This is a genomic window from Pseudomonas sp. Leaf48, assembly GCF_001421885.1.
In the GTDB taxonomy this organism is placed as follows: domain Bacteria; phylum Pseudomonadota; class Gammaproteobacteria; order Pseudomonadales; family Pseudomonadaceae; genus Aquipseudomonas.
Genome location: NZ_LMLH01000030.1, coordinates 1 through 15,097, shown reverse-complemented (window position 1 = coordinate 15,097; position 15,097 = coordinate 1). Strand labels below are relative to the sequence as shown.

Genomic DNA, 15,097 nt, shown 5'->3' with positions numbered 1-15,097 from the left:
ACCCTATTGGGAATGCGACCGATCCGGCATCAACACCGCCGAATGCTCCGGCTCAACCGCATGCTCCTCCGGCGACTCCACTGCATGCCTGGGCACCAGCACCTGCTGTGGATAAGTCTGCGCGAAATGCACCCAGGGGCTGTTATCCACAAGCTTTTTCAACCGCTGGTTGAACGCCCTGCTCACCGCGTACTGGCCGCCAGACACCGTGCGAAACTGCGCCGTCAGCACCACTCCGTTGAGGTCCATCTTGTCGACTCCGAACACATCCAGCGGCCCTTGCAGGTTGTACTTGAGGAAGGGATCGTCGCTGATGGAGTGCCCGGCTTCGCGAATCAGGGCAATGGCCTTGTCGACATCGGTGTCGTAGGTGAATTGCACCGAGAAGAAGGCGTAGGCGAACTGCCGCGATTGGTTGGTCACAGCCTTGATCTGGCCGAACGGAACCGAATGCACGAAGCCCTTGCCGTCGCGCAGGCGCAAGGTGCGGATGGTCAGGCCTTCGACGGTGCCGGCGTGGCCGGAGTCGAGCACCACCCAGTCGCCGATGGACAGGGTGTCTTCAATGATGATGAACAGGCCGGTAATCACATCCTGCACCAGTTGCTGGGAACCGAAACCGATCGCCAAGCCGATGACCCCTGCACCGGCGAGGAACGGCGCGACATTGATGCCCAGGTTGGCCATGGTGGTGATGGCGCAGATCACCACCAGGATGATTTTGATCGCGTTGCGCAACAACGGCAGGATGGTTTTCACCCGCGTACTCGGCTGGCGCGCCGAGCGTTTGTTGGCCGATGGCTTCAGGGCTTCCTGAATCGCCGTGTCGAGCACAACCCAGACCATCCAGGTCACCAGGAATATCAAACCGATGTGGCTCAGCGAATCACTGATTGCCCGACCCACCGCATTGCTCACCGCAAACTCGAACAGCGACACGCCCCAGATCCGCCCCAGAATATCGATGAACACGATGGCCATGGCGATCCGCAGCAAGGCATGGGAAAGGTTGAGAAATCGTTCTTTATAGGCGCTGCTGCGACGCGGATCTGACTCATTACGGGATCGGAACAGGTGATGCAGCGTGGTACTGAGAAACACCGTGGCAATCAGCAACACCGTGGTAAACAACGCGCTGCGCAACACTTGCTGGTTGTCATCGCCAATGCCGATCAGGTTGATGATCGAGACCAGCACCATCAACAGAATCGGCCAGTACCAGAGCCCGGAAAAGATCCGCAGGGTTTCGCGCAGCGCCGGTTGGCGGGTGCGCTGGGCCAGCGGCAGAATGCGGATCACGTGGGCCACAGGCCGACGCATGCGGATGACCAGCAGGCCGAAGGAAATCGAAGCCGCAAGGCCCGTGAACACCGCGATACTGCTGGTCAGGTTGTTGCCCAGTTGATGGGCAATCTGCGGGCTGGTCAGGGCGTCGCTCAGGGCCACCAGAAAGCCGATGCCGAACAAGGGTCGAGGACTGTGCTGGTGGATGATCTGCACTGCCCGACGCTTGTGACCGGTGTTGAACAGCACCACCAGGGACATCACCAACGATGCGGCAAAGATCCCGGCGCTGGTCGCATAGGCAAGACAGAGCGCCAGCGCCCGCCCGGCTGAAACCGGTAAAAACTGACTGGTATAAATCGTCAGCGGCAAACTGGCCAATGCTGGAAGGGTGTACGGCAATACATAACCGAGCAAGGCCTGGCCACGCTCCCGGCTAAGCAGCAGGCGGTGCTCGCAGAGGCGTTGGGCGGCTTGCCGGCCGAGTAGCCAGAGCACGGCGAAAGTGCCGACCCAGACGCAGGTCAGCAGCATAAAGTCCCTGACGACACTCCAACTCGAGCGGGCCGAGGGCTGATTGACCAGTTCATCCGCTTCGTCGACCGCGCGATCGGCGCGCAGGCGCCAGGCGTCGAGCAGGTTTTCGTTGAGGTCGAGCTTTTGCTGCACCTCGTCGATGCTTGAACTGATGGCGCCGAGCAGCCCACCTTGCACCAGCGGTTGAGGGTGTGCCTGTGGTGCCGCGGTGCTAGCGCCCGGCAGCCCCGGTATGGCTGCCGCTTCCAGCTCCTCGCTGCCCAGGAACACTAACGCCCCCAGTAGTATCACGGTCTTGAGCTTGATCAAGGCAACCGCTCCTTTGGCTGTGACTGTAAGCAACTGATCGGGAAACGGCGGGCAAGTTCGGACATTGCCCACAGCGGCCCTATCGTTCGGGGCAGACATTACCACGCATGGGCCGCAAGCGATCGTCACTGGCATCGATGACCTCTGCAGCAGCGGGCCTTGTGGCGAGGGGGCTTTGTGGCGAGGGGGGGCTTGCCCCCGTTGGGGCGCGAAACGCCCCTCCCATATCCAAAAAATCGGGTACTAACTGACCACAGAGTATCCAGATATTGGGGACGGCTGCGCAGTCCAACGGGGCGATGCTGTGTTCCGCCAAGCCCCCTCGCCACAAACCTTGTTCCTACCGTTGGAGCAGTACCGTCCGTAGCACCATCGAAACTTTCGCCACCACCCGACAGTCCTTCAAAAACAGGGCCAGTCCCACCGGAGGCGGCATGACGGCAATTCATATGGGTATTTCAGGTTGGCGCTATATGCCTTGGCGGGGCGACTACTACCCGAAGGGTTTGACCCACAAGCGCGAATTGCTATTCGCCTCGCGGGCGGGCATCAGCCTTTGGCCGTTTGCGCGCGATTTTATATTCAATACTGAACAAAATGATCGTTGTTTCGAGCCACTCCCCAGGGGTGCCGATCCGGCCGCCGCCCTCGCCCGCCAGCACGAAGCCAAGGTAAACGACCACACCACACTGCAAGCGTGCACGCCCATGTTTCATGCCGTGGAAATCTGCCACGAAAACTTTGAGGGCGTGTTGTCATGAGTATTCCCGAACCTGTCGGCATGACTGACACTCAGCCTCCGAGCAACTCCGAGGTCCGCCGATTCACAGTACTGACGGTCAATACCCACAAAGGCTTCACCGCGCTCAACCGCCGCTTCATCCTCCCGGAGTTGCGTGAAGCGGTGCGTGGTGTGGCTGCCGACGTGGTGTTTTTGCAGGAAGTCCACGGCACCCACGAACACCACCCCAAGCGCTATGACAATTGGCCGGCGATCCCGCAGTATGAATTCCTCGCCGACACCCTCTGGCCGCAATTCGCCTATGGACGTAACGCGGTTTATCCGGCGGGCGATCACGGCAACGCGCTGTTGTCGAAATTCCAGATTATTCGCCACGACAACCTCGACGTTTCCATCAGTGGCCACGAGAACCGCGGACTGCTGCATTGCGTATTGCGCCTGCCCGGGAATGGCCGGGAAGTGCATGCCATTTGCGTGCATCTGGGGCTGCGCGAAACCCATCGTAACGCCCAGCTCAAGTTGCTGGCGCAACGCCTGGATGCTTTGCACGACCAGACGCCAGTAATCGTCGCCGGTGACTTCAATGACTGGCGCCAGCGCGCCGATGCGCTGCTCAAACCCTGCGGATTGCGCGAAGTCTTTGCCGAACACCATGGCAAACCGGCGCGCAGCTTTCCCGCACGAATGCCGACATTACGTCTGGATCGCATCTACGTACGCAACCTCAAGGCCAGCCGCCCGCAAGTGCTGACCACCCGGCCATGGTCACATCTTTCCGATCACGTTCCGCTCTCGGTGGAGATTGAGCTATGAGCAGCCAGCCAATGGAAAAAACCACGATGCAGCACATCCCTGCGCCGCCGCTGCAAATGCCGACAGCAGTCGATGTCGAGTACGGCTGGCAAGGCAGTAACCGGGTTGAACTGCTGGAAAACGGCGAAGAGTATTTTCCCCGGGTGTTCGAAGCGCTGCGTCAGGCCCAGAATGAAATCCTTCTGGAAACCTTCATTGTGTTCGAGGACAAGGTCGGCAACGAACTGCAGCAGATCCTGATCGAAGCCGCGCAACGGGGCGTACGCACCACGGTCAGCCTCGATGGCTTTGGCTGCGGCGAACTCAGTAGTGGCTTTCTCTCAGCCCTGAGCGCGGCTGGCGTGCATTTGCAGATGTTCGACCCGGCTCCGAAACGTCTGGGCATCCGCACCAATTGGTTCCGCCGCCTGCACCGCAAGATCGTAGTGGTGGACGGCACCATCGCGTTCATCGGCGGAATCAACTTTTCCGCCGACCATCTGGCCGATTTCGGTCCCGAGGCCAAGCAGGATTATTCCGTTGAAGTGCAAGGCCCGGCAGTGGCCGACATTCATCACTTTGCCCTGCTGCAATGCGGTCGTCCGGTGCGGGCCAAATACTGGTGGCAACGGCGCAGGCAGCGGCGCTCGGAACTGGCCTTCACTGAGCATGATGGACAGGTACGGCTGGTGTTTCGCGACAACGGCGAACACCCCACCGATATCGAAGAGGTCTACCGCCAGGTACTGCGGCTGGCGCAACGGCGCGTGGTGATTGCCAACGCCTATTTTTTTCCGGGTTACCGGCTGTTGCGCGAGATCCGCAACGCCGCACGCCGTGGCGTCGATGTGCGGCTGATCCTGCAGGGCCAGCCGGACATGCTGGTGGCCAAACTCGCGGCGCGCATGACCTACGACTACTTGCTCAAGTCCGGGGTGAAAATCTACGAGTACTGCGACCGTCCGCTACACGGCAAGGTTGCGTTGGTAGACGAAGACTGGAGCACCGTTGGCTCAAGCAATCTGGACCCGTTGAGTTTGTCGATGAACCTGGAAGCCAACGTGCTGATCCGGGACCGCAGCTTCAATCGGCTGTTATTCGAGCGACTCGAAGACCTCAGCGATCACCACTGCAAAATAATGTCACCCGAGATCGCACCGCGTGGGCGGGTATGGCACATGACCGTAGGCTTTCTGGTGTTCCACTGCCTGCGCCACTTTCCGGCCTGGGCCGGCTGGCTGCCGGCGCATAAACCGCGCCTCAAACCTGTTCCACGCCCCGATGGGAGCGCACATCAATGAACCGCGCCGACACCCACTCGGCGAGCCAGACCAAGACACCGGGCAAGTCCCGCTGGAGTCGCTGGAAGCGGCCGCTGACGATGTTGTTTTTCCTGTTGCTGATCGTGCTGTTCACCATGCTCGCCCAGCGCATCGAATGGAACGAAGTGTTCGACACACTGGCCGATTTCAAGGTGCGCACCTTGATCATCGCGTCGGGACTGACGCTGGTGAGTTTCCTGGTGTACGCCTGCTTCGATCTGATCGGCCGCACCTACATCCGTCAGGACCTGACCTGGAAGCAGATCCTGCCTGTAGGTGTCATCAGCTATGCGTTCAATCTGAACTTGAGTGCCTGGGTCGGCGGCATTGCCATGCGCTATCGACTGTATTCACGGCTGGGGGTCAGCAAGAGCAACATCGCCAAGATCCTCGGTCTGAGCCTGGCGACCAACTGGTTCGGTTACATGACCATTGCCGGGGTGGTATTCAGTAGCGGCCTGGTACACATGCCTCCTGGCTGGAAACTCAGCACCGGTGCGCTGCAGGGCGTGGGTGCGCTGCTGCTGTTGGTGAGTGCCGGGTATCTGGCGGCCTGCCGCTTTGCCAAGCGCCGGGAGTGGGCAATCCGCGGGATCGAAATCGACCTGCCGTCCCTGCGCATGGCGGTGTTGCAACTGGGTCTGGGGGCCCTCAACTGGTCGCTGATGGCCGCGGTGATTTTCACCCTGCTGCCGAGCAAGCTGGATTATCCACTGGTACTGGGGGTGCTGTTGATCAGCGCCATCGCCGGCGTCATCACTCATATACCGGCCGGGCTCGGGGTGCTGGAGGCGGTGTTCGTTGCGCTGCTGCAGCACCAGGCTTCCCGGGGCAGCCTGGTGGCGGGGTTACTGGCGTACCGGGCGATTTATTTCATCTTGCCGTTGTTGATCACTTTGGTGATGTATCTGGTGGTGGAAGCCAAGGCCAAGGCGTTGCGGATCGAGAAGAAACCTGGGTGATTCGGGGTGTTCTTGGGGTGTTCTTGATGGCCCCTTCGCGGGCAAGCCCGCTCCCACAGGGTTAATGGGTGTACATGAAACTGTGGCGACCGGGATCACTGTGGGAGCGTGCTTGCTCGCGAAGGCGTCCGAAGGTTTACCCCCATTCAATGGGACTGAATAATGCTCAACCGTTCCCCCACCACCATCTCGGTAATCCAGTCCACCAGTATCGAGGTGTAGGCCTGTTGCGAAACCGGGTCGCTCAGCGAGTGGTCGGCGCCATCAATGATGCGATGGGTCAGCGAGTGGGTCTGCTGGCACGCCGCGCGATAACTCATGATCGTCGCATGGGGCACATAGTCGTCAGTCTCGGACTCCACCAACAGCACATCCCCGGTAAATTCCGCGCAGGCATGCAACGCACGATTGCTGTCAGCGCGCACGAGGGTGCTGCGGTAGTCGCGCAGATCCAGCTTGTCCAGATCACGCTTGGGCGTATGCCATTTATCGTCGCGGTACAACGCCGGCACCCGCAGCGCCAGCCAACGCACCGGTCTGAGCGATGTGAGGATCGCGGCCAGATAACCACCGTAACTGGTGCCGACCACGGCAATCGCCGAGGTGTCCAGCGCCGGATGCGCCAACAGGCGATCGTAGGCTGCCAGCAAGTCCCGCAGGTTGTCTTCACGGGTGACCCTGGATAGCGGAATACCGCTGCCGCCGGTATGCCCACGCAGGTCGAACGTCAGGCACACGCAGCCCAGCCCGGCAATGCCTTTGGCCCGCTCCAGGTCGCGCTCCTGACTGCCGCCCCAGCCATGCACAAAGAGCACGCCGGGGACTTTCGATTTGGGACTGAGAAACGTCCCGCTCATTTGTTCATTGTCGATGTCGATCTGTATGGGTTCGCTTCTAGCCGTCATAGGATTTAACCGTTACGTACTTGAGGAGAAAATCACTGCTCTCTGCCGGACCGCGATACACCTCGATAGCGTTTGCCGGCAACGGTTGATCGATATAGGTCTCGACTGAGGACACACGAATCGCGCGCATTCCCGGGTCGTTGACGAAGCTCTGCAAGGCCGCCAGTTCGGCACTGCTCGCGCCGCCCAGCCGCCAGGACTGTTCGAGCACGCCACTGCGCTGCTTGCCGCTGTTGTCCAGGCCCTGGGCGATATCGTAGTTGCGCCGCGAAGCGTAGAAACCCGTATAAGCTTCATCCGCTGCACTGTCGAACACCTGAGCCTGGCGGATCGCCAGACGCACGTCTTCCGGTAATTCAAGCTTGAGCAGATCGTCGTAAGTCCCCTGCACCACCAGCAGGTCGGAACCGCCATACACCGGCTCGCCATTACCGTCTTCGGTCAAGTATTGCTCACCACAGTAACTGAGCACCTTTTCGCCGACGAAACTCTGGCCGACGCTGTGGGTGATGACCTCCTGAAGGTCCTGTTCCAGCACCACACCTTCACTGAACAGGGCTTTGGCCTCGGGCCGGGCGAGAACGGCATCGAACTCCTCCAGGCTCCTGATCACTTCTTGACCTCGCCCGGCGCAGGCATGTATCGGCTTGAGGCGAATGGGGCCGGTGTACAGCAGATGCTCTGCCGCCGGCCGTGCATCGTCGAAGGCAAACACGCTGAGACCATCGAGCACTACGCTGCGCACCCGCGCGGAAAACTGTGGCTCCCACCCCTGCGGTGCATGCGCGTGGCGATTGAGTAAACCGTGGCTGATGGCTTTGGTGCAGATGAAGTCGTGGTCGACATAGCCGCCCCACAGATCCTGCGGCCCCTTGACTCCCAGCTCCCGTGCCGCAGCGGCGCCGACCAGAGTCTGGGTCGGCAACAGGTAAAGATCCCGCCCGCTGTGCTGCTCCATGTCGTAACTACCGCCGTACTTGAGCCCTAGTACCTGCGCCAGCCAGCGCGCCAAAGCGCGATTGGTTTCGACTTCGTGTAGCGGCGCATCGGGCAGCACCGAATGGGCAACTACCAATTTTTTGCGGTTCGCTGGGGTCATGCATCCCCCTTCAATTGGCGCTTGATGGATGTAGATGGAGGGGTGCAGAGATCAGGCCAAGGCGCTGGGTAAAACAACAGTTGGCAAATCAGACAGTTGCGTCACTGGTGATGGCATGTTGCCTGTCTTATTCTGCACGACAGGACTTGAGGCTCTGGCATTTTGCACGATCCAAACAGGGCATAGCCCCCCTGTGGGAGCTGGCCTGCCGGCGATGGCGGCGTGTCAGTCGCCACTGATGTTGGGTGTGCCGGCCACGCTCGCTCACAGGTTTTGCGGTGTAATGATCAGCGCGTTGCAGCACTCGGCGTCACCCCGAACCGCGTCCGGTAATCACTCGGCGCCAGCCCGGTAATCTTCTTGAATGTCGAGCGAAACGCCCCGGGGTCCTGATAGCCAACGGTCCAGGCAATGTGGTCGATGGTGCCGTTGGTGAATTCAAGCATTTCCCGCGCCTTGCCAACGCGCAGGTGCTGGCAGTATTCGGTGGGCTTGAGCCCGGTGGCCGCACGGAACCGCCGCAGGAAAGTGCGCTCCTCCAGCCCCGCCCGGTCGGCCATCGCCGTCAGCGAAACATCGGTCGCCCCATTGCTTTGCAGCCAGTGTTGCACCTTGAGGATCGAGGCGTCGCCATGGCTGAGAATCGGCGCAAAGTTACTGCCGCACTCGCTGGCACTGTCGCTGTGCTCCACCACCAGGAAACGCGCGGTAGCGGTGGCAATACTCGGCCCAAGCAGGCGATCGACCAGCCGTAAGCCCAACTCGGACCAGGCCATCAGCCCGGCGGTGGTAATCAGGTCGCCATCGTCGACAATCGGCGTATCGGCCTTGAGCTTGATCGCCGGGTAACGCTCGGCGAAGGCTTTTGCCGAGGTCCAGTGGGTGGTGGCGCTGCGACCATCGAGCAGTCCGCTTTCGGCCAACAGAATCGAGCCGACGCACACCCCGCCCAGGGTTGCACCGCTGGCATGTTGCTGGCGTAACCAGCGGATCAATCCCTGGGGCGCCTGGCCTTCGGAAAATCCGGCGATAGAGGGCGGAATCAGCACCGCTACCAGGTTGCGGTCCGGGCCGGGCAGGCTGTCATAGACTCGCACCGGCGCCTGCTCAGCCTCGACCTGCCAATGGCTGACTCGCAACAACGGCAACTGCGCGGCCTGATGCTCGGCAGCAATGCGGTTGGCCACGCCGAACAAGTCCGTCAAGCCATGCACCGCCGCCATCTGCGCACCGGGGTAGATCAGCACAGCCAGTTCGGCGATTGCCCTTTGTGCGTCCATTGTCAGTTTTCCCCCTCTTATTGTCGGTGCGGCCAATCCCGCAATGGCCTGCCGGAGCCAATACTTCATTCCACACCAAACACACACTTCGAGGAAACAGTCATGGCCAAGCAAGCGCTCATCGTAGTCGATATCCAGAACGACTACTTCCCCCAAGGCAAGTGGCCGCTGGTCGGTGCCGACGCCGCCGCAGACAACGCCGTACGACTGCTCAAGGCCTTCCGCGACGCTGGCGATGCGGTGGTGCATATCCGCCATGAATTCACCTCCGAAGAGGCGCCGTTTTTCACTCCGAACTCTGAAGGCGCGAAGCTGCACCCCAAAGTCCTCAACCGCGCCGACGAACCGGTGGTGCTCAAGCACTTCGTCAACTCGTTCCGCGAAACCGAGCTGAAATCGATCCTCGACGAACAAGGCATCACGGAGTTGGTGGTGGTCGGCAGCATGAGCCACATGTGCGTCGATGGCATCACCCGTGCCGCGGCGGACTTTGGCTACACGGTGACGGTGATTCACGATGCCTGTGCGACCCGTGACCTGGAATTCAATGGCGTGACGGCTCCAGCAGCGCACGTGCACGCGGCGTTCATGGCAGCCCTGGCTTTTGCTTACGCCAGCGTAGTGTCCACCGACGAATTCCTCGCGGCCTGAGTTTCATCTCACACAGTTTCGCCACAAACAAAAAACCCGCACTTCTGACCGAAGTGCGGGTTTGGTATTTCAGCTTGCCACTTGTAGCTGGAGGCTAACGGCTGCTTTAGAACGGAATATCGTCATCAAAGCTGTCGAAATCCGGAGCCGGTTGCGGAGCAGCCTGTTGAGGGGCTGGACGCTGTGGCTGCTGTTGCGGCGCAGGACGTGGAGCCTGCTGGCGCGGAGCGGATTGCTGGTAGTTGTTACCGCCACCCTGGCCTTGCTGGTCGCCCTGTGGACGGCCGCCCAACAGTTGCATGGTGCCCTGCATGTCGACCACGATTTCGGTGGTGTAACGCTTGATACCGTCTTTTTCCCACTCACGGGTCTGCAGTTTGCCTTCGATGTACACCTGCGAACCTTTACGCAGGTATTCGCCGGCGATCTCTGCAACCTTGCCGAACATCGACACACGGTGCCATTCGGTCTTTTCGACTTTCTGGCCGGTTTGCTTGTCGGTCCACTGCTCGCTGGTCGCCAGACTCAGGTTGGTCACGGCATTACCGTTAGGCAGGTAGCGAACTTCGGGATCCTGGCCGCAAGTGCCGACCAATATGACTTTGTTAACCCCACGGGCCATAACGTTCTCCTAGGCTACGCACGCTGCCCCGGCCGGGTTGTTCACCAGGCTTTCAAGGGTGGTGCGATCCAATAGTTCGGTGTCCAATTTGATGTAAATGGCCGCTTCGTCTGCGACGATCACTGCATCTGTTACCCCTACGACCGCCTTCAGGCGCTCGACCAGACCCGCTTCACGGATCGCCTCAGGCGATAACGGCAAGCGCAGGCTTGTGACGTAGGGAGGTTCGCGCATGGTAACAGCAAAGACCAGCCAGATGGCAGCCAGACCGGCGCATCCGAGGAACACAACCGACAGACCGCCATGCTGGTACATCCAGCCGCCGAGAATGCCACCCAGTGCCGAGCCGAGGAACTGGCTGGTGGAATAAACCCCCATCGCCGTGCCCTTACCGCCCGCCGGTGAAACCTTGCTGATCAGCGATGGCAATGAAGCTTCCAGCAGATTGAACGCGGTGAAAAATACCACCGTCCCGACTACCAGAGCCCGCAAGCTATCGCCGAACTGCCAGAAGAATAGCTCAGTGAGCATCAACGTCACGACGGCGCCGAGTAATACTCGTTTCATTTTGCGTCGCTTCTCGCCGTAGATAATGAACGGGATCATGGCGAAGAACGAAATCAGCAGCGCAGTGAGGTAGACCCACCAGTGCTGCTCCTTGGGCAGGCCGGCTTTTTCGACCAGGGCCAGCGGCAAGGCGACGAAGCTCGACATCAACATGGCGTGCAACACAAAAATGCCCAGGTCCAGGCGCAGCAGATCCGGATGCTTGAGCGTCGGGATCAGCGCCTGACGGGCGACACCGGACTCACGATGCTGTAACGGCCCGGTGGAGCGCGGCACCATGAACATCACGATCAGGATGCCCAGTAGCGCCATGCCGCCCGTGGCGAGGAACAGCCCGGACAGGCCGAAGGCATGGGTCACCAGCGGGCCGACCACCATCGCAACGGCGAACGAAAGACCAATCGTCATGCCGATCATGGCCATGGCCTTGGTCCGGTGCTGCTCGCGGGTCAGGTCTGAGAGCAAGGCCATGACCGCGGCGGAAATCGCCCCGGCGCCTTGCAGGATGCGTCCGGCGATCACGCCCCAGATCGAATCGGCGTTGGCCGCCAGCACGCTGCCGAGGGCAAAGATGATCAGCCCCAGGTAGATCACCGGGCGTCGACCGATACGGTCGGAAATGAAGCCGAACGGGATCTGGAAAAGCGCCTGGGTCAGGCCATAAGCGCCAATCGCCAGCCCGATCAGGGCAGGCGTCGCTCCCGCCAGGTCCATGCCATAGGTCGCCAGTACCGGCAACACCATGAACATGCCCAGCATACGGAAGGCGAACACCAGGGCCAGACCGCTTGCTGCGCGGTTCTCGCTACCACTCATGCGTTCGCTGTGGGGATCGTGCATGGAAAAACCTCATGTGAACCGGCGGCGATTCTACCAGTCCCATCGATTGACAGGATATATCGCGACGCTTTGCCGCGCATTGCTGACAGACTCTTCATGTAAGCCGGCATATCCCTGATTTGATAGTGTGCATCCATCCAGTATTTGGCCGTATACTCTTACGTTTTCGACGCCCGCCGAGCGAGGCCACCTTGGACAAGATCCTGATTCGTGGGGCTCGAACCCACAACCTGAAGAACATCGACCTGACCCTGCCCCGGGACAAGCTGATCGTCATCACCGGCCTGTCCGGCTCCGGCAAGTCGTCCCTGGCGTTCGACACCCTGTACGCCGAAGGTCAGCGCCGCTACGTCGAATCGCTGTCGGCCTACGCCCGCCAGTTCCTGTCGATGATGGAAAAACCCGACGTCGACACGATCGAAGGCCTGTCGCCAGCGATTTCCATCGAACAGAAATCGACCTCGCACAACCCGCGCTCGACGGTCGGCACCATCACCGAAATCTACGACTACCTGCGGCTGTTGTATGCCCGCGTCGGTATCCCGCGCTGCCCGGATCACGATATCCCGCTGGAAGCGCAAACCGTCAGCCAGATGGTCGACCTGGTCCTTGCCGAGCCCGAGGGCAGCAAGCTTATGCTGCTGGCGCCAGTGATCCGCGAGCGGAAAGGCGAGCATCTATCGGTCTTCGAAGAGCTGCGTGCCCAGGGCTTCGTACGCGCCCGGATCAACGGCAAGCTCTATGAGCTGGACGAAGCGCCCAAACTCGACAAGCAGAAGAAGCACACAATCGATGTCGTGGTCGACCGTTTCAAGGTCCGCGCCGATATGCAGCAGCGCCTTGCCGAGTCGTTCGAAACTGCCTTGAAGCTGGCGGACGGCATCGCTCTGGTGGCGCCGATGGACGACGAGCCGGGTGAAGAGATGATCTTCTCGGCGCGTTTCGCCTGCCCGATCTGCGGCCACGCCATCAGCGAGCTGGAACCCAAGCTGTTTTCCTTCAACAACCCGGCCGGCGCCTGCCCGACCTGCGATGGCCTGGGTGTGAAACAGTTTTTCGACATCAAGCGCCTGGTCAACGGCGAACTGACTCTCGCCGAAGGTGCGATTCGTGGCTGGGACCGGCGCAACGTTTACTATTTCCAGATGCTCGGCTCGCTGGCCTCACACTACAAATTCAGCCTGGAAGTTCCTTTCAACGAGCTGCCCGCCGATCAGCAGAAATTCATCCTGCATGGCAGCGGCTCGCAGAACGTCGACTTCAAATACCTGAACGACCGTGGCGACATCGTCAAGCGCTCACACCCGTTCGAAGGCATCGTGCCGAACCTGGAACGACGCTACCGCGAGACCGAGTCCGCCTCGGTTCGCGAAGAGCTGGCCAAATTCCTCAGCACCCAGTCATGCCCGGACTGCCGTGGCACCCGCTTGCGGCGTGAAGCGCGGCACGTGTGGGTGGGTGAAAAAACCTTGCCGGCAGTGACAAACCTGCCGATCGGTGATGCCTGCGACTACTTCGGCGGGCTCAAGCTCACCGGCCGGCGCGGCGAAATTGCCGACAAGATCCTCAAGGAAATCCGTGAGCGCCTGCAGTTCCTGGTCAACGTCGGCCTCGATTATCTGTCGCTGGACCGCAGTGCCGACACCCTGTCCGGCGGAGAGGCGCAGCGTATTCGCCTGGCCAGCCAGATCGGCGCCGGCCTGGTGGGGGTCCTGTACATCCTCGATGAGCCCTCGATCGGCCTGCACCAGCGCGATAACGATCGCCTGCTCGGCACCCTCAAGCACCTGCGGGATATCGGCAACACGGTGATCGTGGTCGAGCACGACGAAGACGCGATTCGCCTGGCCGACTACGTGGTGGATATCGGCCCGGGTGCCGGGGTTCATGGCGGACATATCGTCGCCGAAGGTACGCCGGCCGAGGTCATGGCCCACCCGGATTCGCTGACCGGCAAGTACCTGTCGGGGCGGGTGAAAATTGAAGTACCGGCCAAACGCACGCCGCGTAACAAAAAGCTGTTGCTGTCACTCAAGGGCGCTCGCGGCAACAACTTGCGCAACGTCGACCTGGAAATTCCGATCGGCCTGCTGACCTGCGTGACCGGTGTGTCCGGTTCGGGCAAGTCGACCCTGATCAACAACACGCTTTTCCCCTTGAGCGCCACGGCCCTTAACGGAGCCACGACACTTGAGGCAGCGGCTCACGACAGCATCAAAGGCTTGGAGCACCTGGACAAGGTCGTCGACATCGACCAGAGCCCTATCGGCCGTACACCGCGTTCCAACCCGGCGACCTATACCGGGCTGTTCACGCCGATCCGCGAGCTGTTCGCCGGCGTGCCGGAATCCCGCTCTCGGGGCTACGGACCAGGGCGTTTCTCCTTCAACGTCAAGGGCGGACGCTGTGAGGCCTGCCAGGGTGACGGCCTGATCAAGGTGGAAATGCACTTCCTTCCGGACATCTACGTCCCCTGCGATGTGTGCAAGAGCAAGCGCTACAACCGCGAAACCCTCGAGATCAAGTACAAGGGCAAGAGCATCCACGAGACCCTCGAGATGACCATCGAGGAAGCGCGGGTGTTCTTTGATGCGGTGCCGGCCCTGGCGCGTAAGCTGCAGACGCTGATGGACGTCGGCCTGTCGTACATCAAGCTGGGGCAATCGGCGACCACCTTGTCCGGTGGTGAAGCCCAGCGGGTGAAGCTTTCCCGCGAGTTGTCCAAGCGTGATACCGGCAAGACCCTGTACATCCTCGATGAGCCGACCACCGGCCTGCACTTCGCGGACATACAACAACTGCTCGACGTGTTGCATCGCCTGCGCGACCACGGCAACACCGTGGTGGTGATCGAACACAACCTGGACGTGATCAAGACGGCCGACTGGCTGGTGGACCTGGGTCCTGAGGGTGGCTCCAAGGGCGGGCAGATCATTGCCGTCGGTACGCCTGAGGAAGTCGCCGAAATGAAGCAATCCCACACCGGCTACTACCTCAAGCCGCTGCTGGAACGCGATCGCGCCTGATCGCCGGGCATGAAAAAGCCCCTGTCACTTCGTCAGTGACAGGGGCTTTTTTTGTTCCTGTGTCCCGTCCTGAATAAGGTTTACACCTTCTGACCTATTTTCAGGAGGGAGCAATGGATTCGGGGAAAAGGCGCAGTCAGCGCGATTACACGCTGGCTT

12 protein-coding genes are annotated in these 15,097 nt (G+C 60.6%); 6 read left to right on the top strand and 6 right to left on the bottom strand.

Annotated features, from left to right (window positions below):
- Nucleotides 1-3 precede the first annotated feature (3 nt).
- Nucleotides 4-2,130, bottom strand: coding sequence for a mechanosensitive ion channel family protein (locus tag ASE98_RS20770; RefSeq protein ID WP_060543205.1), 2,127 nt, complete (start codon nt 2,128-2,130; stop codon nt 4-6).
- Between the two features lie 434 nt (nt 2,131-2,564).
- Here ASE98_RS20770 and ASE98_RS27330 point away from each other — a divergent pair, with 434 nt between their 5' ends.
- The 4 genes from ASE98_RS27330 to ASE98_RS20750 are packed head-to-tail and all read left to right on the top strand — an operon-like array spanning nt 2,565 to nt 5,948.
- The gene (locus ASE98_RS27330) at nt 2,565-2,891 is read left to right on the top strand and encodes a hypothetical protein (protein WP_082457601.1); all 327 of its coding nucleotides are present in this window, start codon (nt 2,565-2,567) and stop codon (nt 2,889-2,891) included.
- Nucleotides 2,888-3,685 carry an endonuclease/exonuclease/phosphatase family protein gene (locus ASE98_RS20760; protein ID WP_060543204.1) on the top strand — a complete coding sequence of 266 codons (798 nt, stop codon included), beginning with the start codon at nt 2,888-2,890 and terminating at the stop codon, nt 3,683-3,685. The genes ASE98_RS27330 and ASE98_RS20760 overlap by 4 nt, the downstream gene beginning before the upstream one ends.
- Nucleotides 3,682-4,965: a cardiolipin synthase ClsB gene (clsB, locus tag ASE98_RS20755; RefSeq protein WP_060543203.1), complete on the top strand. Its 1,284-nt coding sequence runs from the start codon at nt 3,682-3,684 to the stop codon at nt 4,963-4,965. The genes ASE98_RS20760 and clsB overlap by 4 nt, the downstream gene beginning before the upstream one ends.
- Complete coding sequence (locus ASE98_RS20750) at nt 4,962-5,948, top strand: lysylphosphatidylglycerol synthase domain-containing protein (protein WP_060543202.1); 987 nt, start codon at nt 4,962-4,964, stop codon at nt 5,946-5,948. The genes clsB and ASE98_RS20750 overlap by 4 nt, the downstream gene beginning before the upstream one ends.
- Nucleotides 5,949-6,094: 146 nt before the next feature.
- Here the strand turns inward: ASE98_RS20750 and ASE98_RS20745 are convergent, their stop codons facing one another.
- The 3 genes from ASE98_RS20745 to ASE98_RS20735 form a co-directional block, all read right to left on the bottom strand.
- Nucleotides 6,095-6,853, bottom strand: coding sequence for an alpha/beta hydrolase family protein (locus tag ASE98_RS20745; RefSeq protein WP_060543201.1), 759 nt, complete (start codon nt 6,851-6,853; stop codon nt 6,095-6,097).
- The gene (locus ASE98_RS20740; protein WP_060543200.1) at nt 6,843-7,952 is read right to left on the bottom strand and encodes a DUF3182 family protein; all 1,110 of its coding nucleotides are present in this window, start codon (nt 7,950-7,952) and stop codon (nt 6,843-6,845) included. Before ASE98_RS20740 ends, ASE98_RS20745 begins: the two co-directional genes overlap by 11 nt.
- 287 nt (nt 7,953-8,239) lie before the next feature.
- On the bottom strand, nt 8,240-9,232 hold the full coding sequence (locus ASE98_RS20735) for a GlxA family transcriptional regulator (protein ID WP_060543199.1): 993 nt from the start codon (nt 9,230-9,232) through the stop codon (nt 8,240-8,242).
- A gap of 102 nt (nt 9,233-9,334) precedes the next feature.
- Between ASE98_RS20735 and ASE98_RS20730 the strand changes: the two genes are divergently transcribed.
- A complete protein-coding gene (locus ASE98_RS20730) occupies nt 9,335-9,883 on the top strand; it encodes a cysteine hydrolase family protein (protein WP_060543198.1) in 549 nt (182 codons plus the stop codon).
- A 106-nt stretch (nt 9,884-9,989) separates the two neighbouring features.
- Here the strand turns inward: ASE98_RS20730 and ASE98_RS20725 are convergent, their stop codons facing one another.
- Both ASE98_RS20725 and ASE98_RS20720 read right to left on the bottom strand, forming a co-directional pair.
- The gene (locus ASE98_RS20725; RefSeq protein ID WP_007970128.1) at nt 9,990-10,505 is read right to left on the bottom strand and encodes a single-stranded DNA-binding protein; all 516 of its coding nucleotides are present in this window, start codon (nt 10,503-10,505) and stop codon (nt 9,990-9,992) included.
- Between the two features lie 9 nt (nt 10,506-10,514).
- Nucleotides 10,515-11,912, bottom strand: a complete 1,398-nt coding sequence (locus ASE98_RS20720; protein ID WP_060543197.1) for an MFS transporter — start codon at nt 11,910-11,912, stop codon at nt 10,515-10,517.
- A gap of 191 nt (nt 11,913-12,103) precedes the next feature.
- Here ASE98_RS20720 and uvrA point away from each other — a divergent pair, with 191 nt between their 5' ends.
- Entirely contained in the window at nt 12,104-14,938 is a 2,835-nt protein-coding gene (gene uvrA / locus ASE98_RS20715) for an excinuclease ABC subunit UvrA (protein WP_060543196.1), read from the top strand.
- Nucleotides 14,939-15,097 lie beyond the last annotated feature (159 nt).

Coding starts and splice junctions, on each gene's coding strand:
- clsB (WP_060543203.1), top strand. CDS start 3,682: ATGAGCAGCCAGCCAATGGAAAAAACCACGATGCAGCACATCCCTGCG.
- ASE98_RS27330 (WP_082457601.1), top strand. CDS start 2,565: ATGACGGCAATTCATATGGGTATTTCAGGTTGGCGCTATATGCCTTGG.
- ASE98_RS20720 (WP_060543197.1), bottom strand. CDS start 11,912: ATGCACGATCCCCACAGCGAACGCATGAGTGGTAGCGAGAACCGCGCA.
- ASE98_RS20735 (WP_060543199.1), bottom strand. CDS start 9,232: ATGGACGCACAAAGGGCAATCGCCGAACTGGCTGTGCTGATCTACCCC.
- ASE98_RS20730 (WP_060543198.1), top strand. CDS start 9,335: ATGGCCAAGCAAGCGCTCATCGTAGTCGATATCCAGAACGACTACTTC.
- ASE98_RS20745 (WP_060543201.1), bottom strand. CDS start 6,853: ATGACGGCTAGAAGCGAACCCATACAGATCGACATCGACAATGAACAA.
- ASE98_RS20760 (WP_060543204.1), top strand. CDS start 2,888: ATGAGTATTCCCGAACCTGTCGGCATGACTGACACTCAGCCTCCGAGC.
- ASE98_RS20725 (WP_007970128.1), bottom strand. CDS start 10,505: ATGGCCCGTGGGGTTAACAAAGTCATATTGGTCGGCACTTGCGGCCAG.
- ASE98_RS20740 (WP_060543200.1), bottom strand. CDS start 7,952: ATGACCCCAGCGAACCGCAAAAAATTGGTAGTTGCCCATTCGGTGCTG.
- ASE98_RS20750 (WP_060543202.1), top strand. CDS start 4,962: ATGAACCGCGCCGACACCCACTCGGCGAGCCAGACCAAGACACCGGGC.